Below are 13,794 nucleotides of genomic sequence, written 5' to 3'. Positions count from 1 at the left end.
CGGCTACGCGCCGACGATCTCCGCATGCGAAAAACCATGGCGCTCCATGATGGCGACATGTTCGGGCGAGCCGAGATAGGCCGCCAATTGCCGATCGAAGGCTTCCCGCAAGCCCACGTCGGACAGCGCGAAGGAGAAGGCGCCGACGGCGGGTTTGGCTTTGCCCTCCACTCCGAGATCGATGACCTCAAGGCGGATATCGACATGCTCGCGCAGATAGCCGCGATGCGCCATGGCGACGCTGGCATAGGCGTCGACGACGCCGGACAACACCGCCTCGACCGCGGCCTTTTGGGTGGCGAACAGCCGCGTCCGCGCGGTCGGCACGCCAGCGGCCAGCGCCGACTGGTGCTGCACCTGCCCCGCCACGACACCGATCACCGCCATTTCGTTCGCCGCGATCGCCCGGTAGCTGTCGAGTTGCCTGCTATTGTCGGCCCGCATCATGAACCCGTCGGCGAGCGACCACACCGGCCGGCTGAAAGCGACCTGTAGGGCCCGTTCCGGCGTGACGAAAAGCGGCGTGTTGATCGTCCAGGCGCCCTCGGCCACCCCCGGCATCAGTTCGGCGAAAGTCACCAGCCGAGTCGAAATCCGCTCGACCCCGATCGCTTTCAGCACCGCCTCGGCGACCTCGACATCGCATCCGTGGGGACGACCGTCCGCGCCTGGCCAGCAGAAGGGCGGCTCGTCAAGATAGGCGAACACCACCTCAGCTGGTACGCCGACGTCGCCGCTCCCGTCAGAACCAACGCTCAATTGCCGGCCCAGACGTCGAGCACATAGCGGTTTTCCCTGGCCAGCCGCTCCATCCAGGCATCGGCCGCCTGCGCGTCGGCGTCGGTTTCGTCGGCATAAAGACGCGTCAACGCCCGCCTCACATCCGGTTCCATGCGGCTGCCGTCGCCGCAGACATAGATATGCGCGCCGGCCTCGATCAGCTTCCACACCGTCGCGCCGAGCTTGCGGATGAGGTCCTGCACATAGACCCGCTCGCCGCCATGACGCGAAAACGCGACATGGAGGTCGACGAGGCCGGCCGCCGCCATCGCTTCCAGCTCGTCCCGGTAGAGGAAATCCTGGTCGGGATGCCGGCAACCGAAGAACAGCATGGCCGGCGCCAGCGCCTTGCCGGCCTTCGCCAGCGCCGCGCGCTCCTGCAGGAAGGCTCGGAACGGAGCAAGCCCGGTGCCCGGACCGACCATGATGACTGGCAGCGACGCATCGTTGGGCAAGCGGAAACCCGCCTTGGTTTCCTTCGTGCTGGCGTGGATGACGCCGCCCTCGCCTGTCCGCGCCAGATGGTTGGAGCAGGCGCCGCGATAGATGCCGTTGCCGGAGCGGGCCGGCTCGTCTACGACGCCGGCGGTGATCGAGCAGCGACCGGCGCCGGCCTGCGGCGACGATGAGATCGAATAATAGCGCGGCGCCAACAGCGGCAGCATCTCCAGATATTGCCCGAAGGTGAGCTCGCAGGCCGGGAATTCCTCCAACAGGTCGAGCACCGACTTGCGCCTGGCGAACACCTCGCTTTTGTAGGGATCGGCGCCATCGCCTGCCTCGGCGGTCAGCGCTTCCAGCTTCGGCCTAGTGAAGGGACAGCGTGTCGCCGCCGCCATCGCCTGGATCTGCTTGCGTGTCGCCACCGCCTGCAACTCGACATAATCGGACAGGATGCGGCGCACCGGAACCGGACCGTCCGCTGGAAACGGTGCCTGCCGTCCGCCGGTGGTCTTCAGGCGAAGCTGCGCATCGGCCGAAAAGCCAAAACGCCTCTCGACGCGCTCGACCAGTGCCTGATCGTTGACCGGCACGACGCAGAGATGATCGCCGGCGCGATAGGCCACGCCTTCCGGCAGCGCCACCTCGACATGGCGCGTGGAGCGGCCGGAGCCCGGCGATTGCAGTTCGCGATTGGCCAGCACCGTCATCGCCACCGCGCCCGACTGGTGCACCACCGGATTGACCGGCTGGCCGGAAACGATCTCGACCTCGTAGAGCGGCTCCGCCTCGGTTTGCTGGGAGAAATCGATGTCGAGCCCGAGCGCCGCGCCCACCGACTGGAACAGCCCCTTGAACCAGTCCTGGAACTGGCCGTCGAGGTCCTCCCGCGCATCGCCTTCGCCGCGCTGGGCGATGCGGCGGGCGCCGAGCGCTTCGAGGCGCTCGTCGATGCGACGCGGCGTTGCCTGGAAGGTCGAGGCCCAATCGCGGTTGCCGCAGCCGAACACCAGATAGTTGACGTTCTTGGCGGCGTCCGGCTCCGCCTTCTCCAGCCAGTCCATGAACCGGATAGCGTTGTCGGGCGGCGCGCCATTGTAGGAGGCGCTGGCAATCACCACCGCGCCGTCGGTCGGCAGGCTGCCGGCCCGCGCATCGAGCTCGTCGAGCGTCACCTCGAAGCCGTTAAGCTCGCCGGCCTGCGCGATCGCCCGGGCAAGCTCCTCGGTGGTGCCGAGGTTGGAACCGTAGAGCACGGCGAGCGGCGTGCCGTGGCTTGGCCGCTTGGCTTGCGCCACCGACGGGGCCGCCGCCTGGCTGGCCAAAGCCGCGCCCGGCACCACCGTGCCGCGCGTGCGGCCGGGACGCGCCTTCACCCGGATGCGGAAACCGTCGGGCTTGATCGACATGGTTTCCTTGACGCGCAACTGGTAGCGCTGGTGGTCGAACAGCTGGAAACGCTGCAGGATCATGCCGAGAACCAATGTCGCCTCCTGCATGGCGAATTGCCGCCCGATGCAGGCGCGCTGGCCATTGCCCCACGGCTTGAAGGCATGCGCCGGCCGCGACGCTTCCGCCTCGCGCGAAAAATTGTCGGGATTGAACGTCTCGGGCTCGGCGCCCCACACAGACGGGTCGCGATGCAGCATCAAGGTCAGCAGCGTGACGAAGGTGTTTTTCTTGATCTTGTATTGTCCGCCGATCACCTCGTCCCGATAGGGATAGAGGCCGATCGCCGGGGCGGTCGGCCAGAGCCTCAGCGCCTCGTTGAGCACCTGCTGCACATAGGTCAGGTGGTTGACCTCGGCGATGGTCGGCATCACGCCGATATCGGTGCCGAGAACGCGGTCGACCTCCTCATAGGCCTTTTCGAGCACATCCGGATTGTTGACCAGGAAATAGAGCGCGAACGACATCAGGCCCGACGTCGTTTCGTGGCCGGCGATCAGGAACGTGATGATCTGATAGCGGATGTTCTCGTCGGACAAGCTTTCGCCCGTTGTCTTGTCGACGCCCGCGAGCATGAAGTTCAATAGATCCTTCTGTGCCTGGTCGCCGCCGCCGCGCCGCCTTTCGCGCACGATGTCGTCGACCAGCTTGGACATGAAGGCGACGTCGGTCTTCAGCTGGTCGAGCCGCTTGCGCAGGATCATCTTCTCGAACGGCAGCCCGCGCTGGACCATGCAGGTTTCCAGCGTCCGCGTCAGCGCGTCGATGAAGGGGTGATAGTCGCGCCGGTAGAACGAGTTGAAGCGATAATCGAAACCGCAGACGCCGACCGTGTCGAGCGCCAGCGCGGTCATGTCGTGGACGACGTCGATGTCGTCGTCGGCGTTCAGTCGTTCCCATTTCATGCAGAGCTGGCTGGCGATGTCGTACATCAGCGGCAGGTAGCCGGCCATGGCGCGCTGAGCGAAGGTCGGCAACAGGATGTTATGCGCCTTGGTCCAGTTGTTCTCCTGCGTATAGGCGGTGAACAGCCCGTCGCCGGCGGCGGAGCGCACGCGCCGCAGCGAACCGCGCACCGCCTTGTCGAAGCGGCTCTCGTCGCAGATTTCCTGGACCAGGGAAGCGCCCGACACCACCACCATCGGCGTGCCCATCATGTCGAGGCGGATGATCGGCCCGAGTTCGCGCGCAAGCTGCATCAGGCTCTGGAGCGGCGTCTCCTTGTCCACCGTCAGCATGTTGCCGACGAACGGCTTCTTGGGCGGACTGGGGATATTCCTGAGCCCGGTCTCCAGAGACATGCCCCCTCCCGTGGATTGTATCCGGTTCCATTCCCTCAACTGGAATAATCGTGAGTTTCCACTGAAACGCAAGGCAAGGGCGGCTGGCGAGACCTTCGCGATGCTTGACGCAACGGAACCGCCTCTGGATCACGCGATTGCGATGGAAACTGGATTAAAAACATCATCTATGGTCGGCTCCAGTCTAGAATTGTTCCAGACTATGGGCCATATTCGCTGCAACCAGCGCTTTGCGAAGGAGCGATCATGCGGCTCACGCGCCAGACCAACTACGCCATGCGGATATTGATGTATTGTGCGGCCAATGACGGCCGCCTCAGCCGCATTCCCGAAATCGCCGCCGCCTATACGGTATCGGAACTGTTCCTGTTCAAGATCCTGCAGCCGCTGGTCGAACACGGACTGGTCGAGACCGTGCGCGGCCGCAATGGCGGCGTCAGGCTTGGCCGCCCGGCCGCCGAGATCAGCCTGTTCGACGTGGTGCGCATCACCGAGGAAAATTTCGCCATGGCGGAGTGTTTCGAGGCTGACGCCGAGTGCCCGCTGATCGACAGCTGCGCGCTCAACTCCGCGCTGCGCGAAGCGCTCAACGCCTTCTTCGAAGTGCTCGCCCGCTACTCGATCGCCGACTTGATCGCGGCGCGCCCGAATGTGCGTACGCTGCTCGGCATCGACCTTTTGGAACGACGCGCGCCCGCCCCGGCGGCCTGATCCTACATCGCTACCGACTGCGGCAGTACGAACGGCACGTCGCCGAACGGCACGTCGCCGGACGGCAGCACGCCGACGCGCATGCGACAGTCGAACACTTTCTCGATCAGGCTGTCGCTCAGCACGGCGGCCGGCGTGCCGGCAGCGGCGAGCGTGCCGCGATGCATGACGAAGATGCGGTCGGCATACATCGCCGTCAGGTTGAGGTCATGCAGGATGGTGATCACCCCCCCGCCCCGCTTGGCGAAATCGCGGGCGATGTTCATGATGATGAGCTGATGCTTCACATCCAGGCTTGAAACCGGCTCGTCGAGGAACAGATAGCGCGGCTTGCCATCCAGCACCGGCGCCCAGACCTGGCAGAGCACGCGGGCAAGCTGGACACGCTGCTGCTCGCCGCCCGAAAGCTCCTGGTAGAAGCGCCCGGAAAAACCGTCGAGATCGACCTTGGCCAATGCCCGCTCCGGCAGCCGCTCGGTCTCGCCCGCCAGCACGCCGGAGCGGCCGCCGACCAGTCCAAGACGGACGATCTCGTGGACAGTGAACGGGAAGGCGAGCGACGTTGCCTGCGGCAGCACCGCACGCATGGTCGCTGCCTCCACCGGGCGCGTCGCCGACACCTCGCGGCCATTGATGACGATCGAACCGTCATAGCCGAGATCGCCCGACAGCGCCTTCAGGAAGGTCGTCTTACCGGAGCCGTTGGGCCCGACGATCGCCGATATCTCGCCCGGTCGCGCTTCGAAATCGATACCGGAGACAATGCGCTTTCCGGCGAGCCTCACCGTGACATCATGGGCTTCGATCATCGTCAGACCTCACAGATCAAGGACACCGCGCTTGCGCAACAGTATCCACAGGAAGAAGGGACCGCCGACCGCCGCGGTGATGATGCCGATGGGCAGTTCGGCCGGCGCCACGATGGTGCGCGCCAGCGCATCGGCCAGCAACAGCAGGGTGGCGCCAAGCAGCGCCGAGGCCGGCAGCAGATAGCGGTTGTCCGGGCCGATGGAGAGGCGCAGCACATGCGGCACGACAATGCCGATGAAACCGATGCCGCCACTGACCGCGACCGAGGCCCCGACCGCCGCCGAAACCCCGGCGATGGCGATATATTTCAGCCGCTGCACCGGCACGCCGAGATGGGTCGCTGTGGCTTCGCCGAGCGCCAGTGCGTTGAGCCCGCGAGCGAAGAACGGCATGGCCGCGAGCGCCACCAGCATGATCGGCCCAGCGGTCGCGATCTTGGTCCAGGTCGCGCCGGCCAGCGAGCCGAGCTGCCAGAAGGTCAGGTCGCGCAGCTGGCGGTCGTCGGCCAGATAGATCAGGATCCCCATCAGCGCACCGGCCAGCGCCGAGAGCGCGATGCCGGCCAACAGCATGGTCGCGACCGAGGTGCGGCCCTGGCGCGTCGCCACCTGATAGAGGATGAGCGTCGTCGCCAGACCGCCGACGAAGGCCGCCAGCGGCAGCGCCATCGAACCCAGAAGCGCGGTGAATGGCGCGAGCGCAGTGCCGCCAAGCACGATGACCGACACCGCCCCGAGCCCGGCGCCCGCCGAAACGCCGACGATACCGGGATCGGCGAGCGGATTGCGGAACAGGCCCTGCATGACGGCGCCGGACACGGCGAGCGCAGCACCGATCAACGCGCCGAGAACGACACGCGGCAGGCGGATGTCATAGATGATGATGCGGTCGCGAGCGCTCAGCACGCCGGCATCGGCGCCCGACAGCCAGTCGCGCAACATCCCGAAAACGGAAGCGTCGGAGGCGCCGGCGGTCAAGGAAAACAGCATCACCGTTGCAAGCAGAGCTGCAAGCAGAACGATGGTCAGCCGCGCCCGTGCCGAACGATCGCCGGCGCGGGTCATCACGCCGGCTGAACCGGCAAGCGAGTGGTCAACCATGGGACGCCACCACTCAATCGGTGATCTGGCTGCCGTAGAAGGCGACCGCAAGATCGTGGATGGCATCAGCCGTGCGCGGGCCGAAACCGAGGAGATAAGCACCGTCCATGCGGATCACCTTCTTCGCCTTGCCTGCCGGCGTCTCGGCGATCGCCGGATTGGCGAACAACACCTCGTCCGGCACGGAAGGTCCGGCATGGCTCATCATCAGGATGGCGTCGGGTGCTGCGGTGACCACCGCTTCGTCCGCAAGCTGCTTGTAACCGGCCACGCTTTCCACGGCATTGACGCCGCCGGCGAGCTTGATGATGCCGTCGGCGGCGGTGTTGGAGCCGGCAGCGAGGATCTTGCCGTTCTGCAGGGAAAGGATGAACAGCACGCGCTTGCGATCCTTGACCGAGGCCGTCTGCTTCTCCGCCGCCTTCAGCTTCACATCCGTTTCCGCTGCCAGCTTCTCGGCCTTGGCGTCGGCGCCCAGCGCCTTGCCCACCAGGCGGATCTTCTCAAGGATGCCGGCGCGGTCGTAGGTCTCCGGCACCTCGACATAGGCGACGCTGCTCTTCTTCAAGACGTCGATGGCATCCTTCGGACCGCTGCCCTTCAGCGCCAATATCCCGGTCGGGTTGACCGAAAGCACGCCCTCCGGCGACAGCGCGCGCATATAGCCGACATCCGGAAGCTTCAGCGCTTCCGGCGGGTAGACGCTGGTGGAATCACGGGCGACGAGCTTGCCTTCCTCGCCCAGCGCATAGACGATCTCGGTAACCGCGCCGCCGACGGCGACGATGCGCTTGGTGTCGGGGAAAACGGTGATGTTTTCATTCGCCGCCACCACCGTTGGCAAGGCGCAGGCCAGAACGGCGCCGAACGCGGCGACCCGCGCGAACTTCTTCGGGGATAGATACATCATGCGGCACTCTGCGTTGCCAGGCGCGGCAGGCTCTCGGCCAGCGAGCGCCAATCGGCACGCTCGACCTCGCCTTCATGGCGTTTGCCGAAGAACTGGATGATCATCTTGCCGTCGGCGCCATAGGCTTCGAGCGAGGTGACGTGACCGTCCTTGGTCGGCTTGCGCACGGCCCAGGCTTCGGTGATGTGGTCGGTGCGCAGGTGCAGGTGGAACGTCTCGTCCAGCACGTTGATCCACGGCCCCATCGGCTTGATCGACTTGACCGGGCCGGAATGGATCTGGATGCAGCCCCGATTGCCGACGAAGCACATGATCGGCTGTGCGCTTTCGGCGGCGGCATTAAACATCGCCGTCACCGCCTCGGGATCGAGCTTCCAGGCATAATCCTTGCCGATCATCTGAACCGCCTGCTGACGGCTGAGCTTCAGCGTGCGCAGCATGCCGAAGAACTGGTGCACGTCGGTCAGCTTGCTCCAGCGCTCGCGCAGATCGTCCACCGTCTGCGGCGACAATTCGCCCGGCGCATCGTCCTCGGCGAGGCTCGTAAGCGCCACTGTCGGCTCCTGGTTGGGCGAGACGAGTTGGTCGACCAGTTTCTGATAGGCATAGAGGTTGGAGGACGGACGCAGATGCACCTTGTGCACGGCCTCGCCCGCCGCGTCGAAGAACTGCAGGCTGTGGCGGATGTCATCGCCGTCGCGCTTCTCGACGGCAAAGCCATGCGCCCATACCTTCGGGAAGATGCGCAGGTCGATATTCTCGCCCAGCGCCATCGCCGTGTGCTCGCCGGTGACGACCTTGTCGTAGACGCCGATTTTCTCGTGGACCGCGCTTTCGTTGCGGGTCAGCGCCATGACCTCGCCGACCGGTTCGAGACCAGTCAGGAGATCGTTGACGCGCGGCTCGACGCGCGTAACCCCCTCGCCGCAATGCGCGGCCACAAGTTCGGCTTCCGAAATGCCGAGCTGAGCGGCGAGATCGCGCTCGCGCATTTTGGGGTTTTCCGCTCGCATCCGCCGAATTTCGTGCGGGGCTGGCTTTACGCGCTGGTCCATTACCGTCCCTACCCTTGCTATTTACTTGTTGAGGATGAGCTTGCCCTGACGGGTGATCTTGAGCCGGTAGAGCGCGCCGTGGTGCTCGATGCCGATCTCGTGTTCGCCCTGGAAAAGCGAATTGCTGGTGAGTGTCCTGACCGACAGCGGCACCCGTTCGACGCGCAATTGCGTCTGCGCTTCGGGCCGGCGGTAGCGGAAACGGAAATCGTCAGGGTTGTGCGTGTTCATGCTGATCCACTCCTGATCTCGCCGGGTGTGTCCGGCTTCCTGCAAAACGTCGATTCATTTGTTGACTTGAATAATCATGTTTACTAGTCAGTGCAATACCGGACTAAATGAGTCAACATTTAAGAAGCCGGCCGAACGAAAAAATGCGAGCCAGCCCAAGGGTGAGCCAGCATGCAGCTTGCCATTTGGAGTTGGACATGGGCTTGGGGATTGATGGGCGGTCTGGAGAGACCGCGGGACGTCGCAATACGAGCGGCGCCGTAGCAAGAGGATTGGCGACACTGGCCGCAGGTGCCGCCGCAGCGGCACTGCTTTCCGGCACCGCGCTTGCGCAGCAAGCCGCGCAACCCACGCAGAACGACAAACCGGCCGAAACCGCCGATGCCAAACCCACGTCGCTGGGCGCCACCCTGCTCGACAAGATCATGCTGATCAGCCGCACCGGCGAAACCGCAATCAAGGCGCTCGCCTCGGTCAGCCATGTAGACCAGGAACAGATCGATCGCCGCATGGCATCGACGCCGAACGAGTTGTTGCGCGGCGTGCCTGGCGTCACCGTGCAGGCCGACGCGCGCCGCACCGCCTCGTCGATCAACATTCGCGGCCTGCAGGACTTCGGCCGCGTCGCCGTCATCGTCGACGGTGCCCGCCAGAACTTCCAGCGTTCCGACCACGGCACGCAGTCGACCTTCTATATCGATCCCGAACTGATCAAGTCGGTCGACGTCATCCGCGGCCCGGTCGCCAACACCTACGGGTCCGGTGCGATCGGCGGCGTCGTCATGTTCGACACCAAGGACGCCGAGGACTTCCTGAAGGCGGGCGAGACCTGGGCAACGTCGCTCTCCGGCCGCTATGAGACCAATGGCAAGGGCTGGACCACGAGCGCGACCGGCGCCTACAAGTTCAACGACAATTTCGACGTGCTCGGCAACATCGTCTACCGCGACTATTCCGACTATAAGGACGGCGCCGGCAACAAGGTCGGCGGCAGCGGTTTCGACGTGCTGAGTGGCATGCTGAAGACCACGATCCGCCCGACCGAGAATTCGACGCTGAAGCTCGGCTGGATCGGCAACAGCGAGAGCTGGAACGAGATCAGCGGCGGCAAGCCCGCCTACGACCTCGACATGAAGCAGAACACCTTCACCGGCCGCTACAACCTGACCGACGAAGACAAGAGCTGGCTCGACCTCAATGTGAACCTTTCCTACAACAAGGCCACGCTTGAGCAGACCAGCCTGATCCCGCTCGGCGGCCGCTTCGACCCGATCACCGGCCGTCCGACGACGCTGCCCGCCGGGTCGAAGACCACCTACGACATCGGCACGTTCGGCATCGACGTCTGGAACACCTCGCGCTTCGAGACGAGCGGCATCAACCACGAGCTGACCTATGGCGGCGACTGGGTGTCGGACGACGTCACCACCACCGGCGTGGCGGCGGGCGATGCCTTCTACACACCGTCGGGCAAGCGCAATGTCGGCGGCGCCCATATCCAGGACAAGCTGACCTGGGAATGGCTCGAAGTGATCGCCGGCCTGCGCTACGACAGCTACAGCCTCAAGGGATCGTCCTCGGAAACCTCCGGCGACCGGCTTTCGCCGCGCGTCACCGTGGGTGTGTCGCCGTTCGAGGCACCGGGCCTCAGCGGCCTGCAGGTCTACACCACCTATGCCGAAGGCTATCGCTCGCCCTCGCTCAGCGAAACCTTCATCAGCGGCCTGCACCCGTCAGGGGTTTCCTTCCCCTTCCTGCCGAATCCGAACCTTCGGCCTGAGACCGGCAAGACCTGGGAAGCCGGCGTCAACTACACCGCCGACGGTATCTTCCAGGCTGACGATGCGCTGCGCATCAAGGCCGCCTACTTCAACAACGACGTCACCGACTATATCGGCGGCGTGACGCTGTCGCCGTTCAACCCGACCAGCGGCTGCCGGCGCGGCGGCACGATCCCGATCTGCTTCCAGTACCAGAACTTCGCCAAGGCCAAGATCAACGGCTTCGAGTTCGAAAGCGTCTATGACGCGGCCTGGGGCTTCGCCGGCCTTTCCGGCTCGATCATCAACGGCCACACCGTTTCCTACAAGGGCGTGCGCGCGGATCTGACCACCGTGCCGTCCGCCCAGGTCGCGGCCCAGCTCGGCTTCCGCTTCTTCGAGGACCGGCTGACCGTGGGTGGCGAGGTGCAGTACAACGGCGCGCCGAAAGGCAACAAGGCGGCCCGCGACTACACGCTGGTCAACGCCTTCGCCTCCTACAAGGCCAACGACAACCTCAATCTCGACTTCCGCGTCGACAACATTTTCGACGTGAAATACGCCAACCCGCTGAACGCCACGACCACCTCGACGATCTACGAGCCGGGCGTGACCTTCAAGCTGGGCGCAACGATGCGCTTCGGAGGCTGAGCCGACACCATGAGAGCGAAGTCGCTGATCCTGTTGACCACCCTCGCCGCCATCCCTGCCGGCATGGGTCCCGCGCTCGCGCAACAGGCCGAGGCGGCTTCGCTCTCGCTCGAACTCAATGGCGCGCAGCCTTCCGACAAGGGCTGCCGCCTGACCTTCGTGGTTACCAACACGCTCGGAGCCGGGCTGACCAAGGCGGCGTTCGAGATCGCCCTGTTCAACACGGCCGGTGTCGTCGACCGTATCACCGTGCTCGACTTCAAGGATTTGCCAGCCGGCAAGACGAAGGTGACGCGCTTCGATCTTTCGGGTACGGATTGCGGCAAGATCAGCCGCGTGCTGGTCAACAGCGCAACGGAATGCGTCGGCCAGGGCGTCGAGCCCACAGCCTGCATGCGCGACCTCAAGACCACCAGCAAGGCGGGCATCACCTTCGGGGTCTGAGTTTCCGTCATGAACAGGAACTTGCGCCTTGGAATTGCAACCGGCCATTTCGAACAGGACATCGTCCCGGCCGCTTGCCGGCGCCGACGCCTCGATGCCGGCCGGCGGCGATCCCGAGATCGCGATACCCGGCGGCGTGTTGCAGCCCGATCCGCCCGAACAGGCGAGCCTCGATGACAGCGCCAATGCCGACATCGAACCGTTGCCCGCCGAGCCGGACTATGTCGCGGAAACCCGGCCTGCCGCGTCGGTGCGCAAATGGTCACTGGCCTTTGTCGCCTCGCTGGTCTTTCATCTCGCGGTGGCGGCCATGCTGATCTTTGCGCCCGAGAGCATTTTACCGCCGCGCGAGCTGACCCCGACCGAGATCGCGGGGGCGAACGGGACCAAACCGCTCTTGTTTGGCAATGAGGAAAATGACGCCACGGCCGCCGGTGCCGATCAGCAACGGGACGTGACCAATGTCACCGTCGTGCCGGAAAGCGAGTTGCAGCCGCCCAGGAAAATTCAGCCGCAGCCCGAGAACCCACCATCCACCCAGCCGGCTCAGCCAACCAAGGAGCAGGCTCAACCGCCCAAGGAGCAGGTTCAGCCGACGAAAGAGCCCCAACAACAACCGGTCGAACCTTCACCCAACGTGTTGGCGATCCCGCAGACACAGGACGAGAAGGATGCCGTCGCGGTCCTGGAAGGCCGCCCGACCGCCAAGTTGGAGATCATGCGTCCGGTGATGCCCGAGCCGAGCGAAGCCGAACGGCAATTGGCTGAGCAGGAAACGCACCCCGCACCTCAAGCGCCGGCCGAGCAACCGCAAAAACCGGCGCGGCCGAAATCCGCATCCGGAGCCGGCGGCCAGGCCGAGAACGATGCACTGCGCGGGGTCAATGAAGGGCGGGAAGATGGCAGCACCACTCTGTCGGGCATCACCAGCGCGCAAACAGGCGCCGGCAATGCGGCAGCGTCCCGCTTTAGCGGCCAAGTGCAAGGGAAACTCGACCGCGCAAACCGGCGCGTTTCGCGGGCGACACAGGCCAAGGCACTCAGCAATGCTGTCGTCAGCTTCATCGTTATGGCCGACGGCGGCGTGGTCGACGTGAGGCTTATGCGAAGCTCGGGCTCACCGGAACTCGACAAATTCGCGGTGGCCTTGGTGAAGGGTGTGGCACCCTACCCGCCAATCCCGCCTGAAACCGGCCGCAAGGCCTGGCCCTTCACCGTCCAGATCGGCCCATTTCTTTGAATTCACTCTTCACGCATCAGCCATCATCCCGGAAAGGAATGCCATGTATATCGCCATGAACCGCTTCAAGGTGCAGAACGGCTCGGAAGAGGCCTTCGAGTCTGTCTGGAAGAACCGCGATTCCTCGCTGTCGGAAATGGCCGGCTTCAAGGAGTTCCACCTGCTGCGCGGGCCGGCGAACGAGGCCGAAGGCTACACGCTGTTCGCCTCACACACGGTCTGGGCGAGCCATGACGACTTCGTCGCCTGGACCAAATCGGAAAACTTCCGCAACGCCCACAAAAATGCCGGTTCGTCCAAGGCGGCCTATATCGGCCACCCGCAATTCGAGGGCTTTTCGGTGGTGGAAGGCGCGTAGGCCATCCAAATATATTGACAGCTTCCCGCTTCGGTCTCGAGGCGGGAAGCCATCAATCGATCCATGCCTCGATCTCCGTGAAATAGCTTCACCGAGATCGGCAAGCCGATGCTACTTCGAGGCAGCGATGCTGCAAGCGCCCGCGATCTGGACTTTGTACTTGCTTACCGACTTTTGGCAGGACTTCAGCGCCAGCGCCTCCGCCTTTTTCTGCGACGGCGCGTTCAGCCAAGCACCGCAGATGAAATATTCCACCGTACGATCCATGACCGTCGTTGCATAAGCAGAATGACCGGGAGCGGCGATGTAGTCATCATACGCCTTCTGGCAGCTTCCGACGGACCCCCAGGGAATATTAACCGGATAACGTTTGTCGCCGACCTTGCCGGCCAGTGATTCCGCCATAGCGGGACCGGAAGCGACAAGAAGAGCCACGTTGAAAATTGCCATGGTTAGAAAGTGATGCACGTTAAGTCCCCCTACCCCTTAGAAATACGAACGATCCACGCAGTACTGTTTGTCACCAACGCTGACTAGATCGATTTTCACGTAA

13 protein-coding genes are annotated in these 13,794 nt (G+C 64.3%); 5 read left to right on the top strand and 8 right to left on the bottom strand.

Annotation, left to right across the window (positions count from 1 at the left end; genetic code table 11):
- Positions 1 to 3: 3 nt before the first annotated feature.
- The gene (locus FZF13_RS20415; RefSeq protein ID WP_024926256.1) at positions 4 to 759 is read right to left on the bottom strand and encodes a transporter substrate-binding domain-containing protein; all 756 of its coding nucleotides are present in this window, start codon (positions 757 to 759) and stop codon (positions 4 to 6) included.
- Entirely contained in the window at positions 756 to 3,971 is a 3,216-nt protein-coding gene (locus FZF13_RS20410; protein WP_024926255.1) for a bifunctional cytochrome P450/NADPH--P450 reductase, read from the bottom strand. The genes FZF13_RS20415 and FZF13_RS20410 overlap by 4 nt, the downstream gene beginning before the upstream one ends.
- A gap of 246 nt (positions 3,972 to 4,217) precedes the next feature.
- Between FZF13_RS20410 and rirA the strand changes: the two genes are divergently transcribed.
- Positions 4,218 to 4,682: an iron-responsive transcriptional regulator RirA gene (gene rirA / locus FZF13_RS20405; protein WP_024926254.1), complete on the top strand. Its 465-nt coding sequence runs from the start codon at positions 4,218 to 4,220 to the stop codon at positions 4,680 to 4,682.
- A gap of 2 nt (positions 4,683 to 4,684) precedes the next feature.
- On the opposite strand, the gene FZF13_RS20400 is transcribed toward rirA, so the two are convergent.
- Genes FZF13_RS20400 through hemP form a run of 5 tightly spaced genes read right to left on the bottom strand, consistent with a single transcriptional unit; the run spans position 4,685 to position 8,788 of the window.
- Positions 4,685 to 5,491: a heme ABC transporter ATP-binding protein gene (locus FZF13_RS20400; RefSeq protein ID WP_024926253.1), complete on the bottom strand. Its 807-nt coding sequence runs from the start codon at positions 5,489 to 5,491 to the stop codon at positions 4,685 to 4,687.
- Between the two features lie 9 nt (positions 5,492 to 5,500).
- A complete protein-coding gene (locus FZF13_RS20395; RefSeq protein ID WP_024926252.1) occupies positions 5,501 to 6,592 on the bottom strand; it encodes a FecCD family ABC transporter permease in 1,092 nt (363 codons plus the stop codon).
- Between the two features lie 13 nt (positions 6,593 to 6,605).
- The gene (locus FZF13_RS20390) at positions 6,606 to 7,502 is read right to left on the bottom strand and encodes a heme/hemin ABC transporter substrate-binding protein (RefSeq protein ID WP_137900563.1); all 897 of its coding nucleotides are present in this window, start codon (positions 7,500 to 7,502) and stop codon (positions 6,606 to 6,608) included.
- On the bottom strand, positions 7,499 to 8,557 hold the full coding sequence (locus FZF13_RS20385) for a hemin-degrading factor (RefSeq protein ID WP_024926250.1): 1,059 nt from the start codon (positions 8,555 to 8,557) through the stop codon (positions 7,499 to 7,501). The genes FZF13_RS20390 and FZF13_RS20385 overlap by 4 nt, the downstream gene beginning before the upstream one ends.
- A gap of 21 nt (positions 8,558 to 8,578) precedes the next feature.
- On the bottom strand, positions 8,579 to 8,788 hold the full coding sequence (gene hemP / locus FZF13_RS20380; RefSeq protein ID WP_024926249.1) for a hemin uptake protein HemP: 210 nt from the start codon (positions 8,786 to 8,788) through the stop codon (positions 8,579 to 8,581).
- A gap of 197 nt (positions 8,789 to 8,985) precedes the next feature.
- Here hemP and FZF13_RS20375 point away from each other — a divergent pair, with 197 nt between their 5' ends.
- From FZF13_RS20375 to hmuQ, 4 genes are all read left to right on the top strand, one after another.
- A complete protein-coding gene (locus FZF13_RS20375) occupies positions 8,986 to 11,199 on the top strand; it encodes a TonB-dependent hemoglobin/transferrin/lactoferrin family receptor (RefSeq protein WP_137900562.1) in 2,214 nt (737 codons plus the stop codon).
- Positions 11,200 to 11,208: 9 nt separating this feature from the next.
- On the top strand, positions 11,209 to 11,643 hold the full coding sequence (locus FZF13_RS20370; RefSeq protein WP_024926247.1) for a hypothetical protein: 435 nt from the start codon (positions 11,209 to 11,211) through the stop codon (positions 11,641 to 11,643).
- Between the two features lie 94 nt (positions 11,644 to 11,737).
- On the top strand, positions 11,738 to 12,883 hold the full coding sequence (locus FZF13_RS20365) for an energy transducer TonB family protein (protein WP_137900561.1): 1,146 nt from the start codon (positions 11,738 to 11,740) through the stop codon (positions 12,881 to 12,883).
- Positions 12,884 to 12,926: 43 nt separating this feature from the next.
- Complete coding sequence (hmuQ, locus tag FZF13_RS20360; RefSeq protein WP_024926245.1) at positions 12,927 to 13,241, top strand: heme-degrading protein HmuQ; 315 nt, start codon at positions 12,927 to 12,929, stop codon at positions 13,239 to 13,241.
- Between the two features lie 111 nt (positions 13,242 to 13,352).
- On the opposite strand, the gene FZF13_RS20355 is transcribed toward hmuQ, so the two are convergent.
- Positions 13,353 to 13,691 carry a hypothetical protein gene (locus FZF13_RS20355; protein ID WP_036253970.1) on the bottom strand — a complete coding sequence of 113 codons (339 nt, stop codon included), beginning with the start codon at positions 13,689 to 13,691 and terminating at the stop codon, positions 13,353 to 13,355.
- Between the last annotated feature and the right edge of the window lie 103 nt (positions 13,692 to 13,794).

It is taken from the genome of Mesorhizobium terrae, assembly GCF_008727715.1.
Classification (GTDB): Bacteria; Pseudomonadota; Alphaproteobacteria; order Rhizobiales; family Rhizobiaceae; genus Mesorhizobium; species Mesorhizobium terrae.
The sequence above is the reverse complement of the archived record's forward strand: the minus strand, read 5'-3'. Positions and strand labels throughout refer to the sequence as shown.

Bases quoted from the DNA above. Each gene is read 5' to 3' on its own strand.
- FZF13_RS20400 (WP_024926253.1), bottom strand. From the start codon at position 5,491: ATGATCGAAGCCCATGATGTCACGGTGAGGCTCGCCGGAAAGCGCATT.
- FZF13_RS20370 (WP_024926247.1), top strand. From the start codon at position 11,209: ATGAGAGCGAAGTCGCTGATCCTGTTGACCACCCTCGCCGCCATCCCT.
- FZF13_RS20390 (WP_137900563.1), bottom strand. From the start codon at position 7,502: ATGATGTATCTATCCCCGAAGAAGTTCGCGCGGGTCGCCGCGTTCGGC.
- FZF13_RS20395 (WP_024926252.1), bottom strand. From the start codon at position 6,592: ATGGTTGACCACTCGCTTGCCGGTTCAGCCGGCGTGATGACCCGCGCC.
- FZF13_RS20385 (WP_024926250.1), bottom strand. From the start codon at position 8,557: ATGGACCAGCGCGTAAAGCCAGCCCCGCACGAAATTCGGCGGATGCGA.
- rirA (WP_024926254.1), top strand. From the start codon at position 4,218: ATGCGGCTCACGCGCCAGACCAACTACGCCATGCGGATATTGATGTAT.
- FZF13_RS20410 (WP_024926255.1), bottom strand. From the start codon at position 3,971: ATGTCTCTGGAGACCGGGCTCAGGAATATCCCCAGTCCGCCCAAGAAG.
- FZF13_RS20365 (WP_137900561.1), top strand. From the start codon at position 11,738: ATGCCGGCCGGCGGCGATCCCGAGATCGCGATACCCGGCGGCGTGTTG.
- FZF13_RS20375 (WP_137900562.1), top strand. From the start codon at position 8,986: ATGGGCTTGGGGATTGATGGGCGGTCTGGAGAGACCGCGGGACGTCGC.
- hmuQ (WP_024926245.1), top strand. From the start codon at position 12,927: ATGTATATCGCCATGAACCGCTTCAAGGTGCAGAACGGCTCGGAAGAG.
- FZF13_RS20355 (WP_036253970.1), bottom strand. From the start codon at position 13,691: ATGGCAATTTTCAACGTGGCTCTTCTTGTCGCTTCCGGTCCCGCTATG.
- hemP (WP_024926249.1), bottom strand. From the start codon at position 8,788: ATGAACACGCACAACCCTGACGATTTCCGTTTCCGCTACCGCCGGCCC.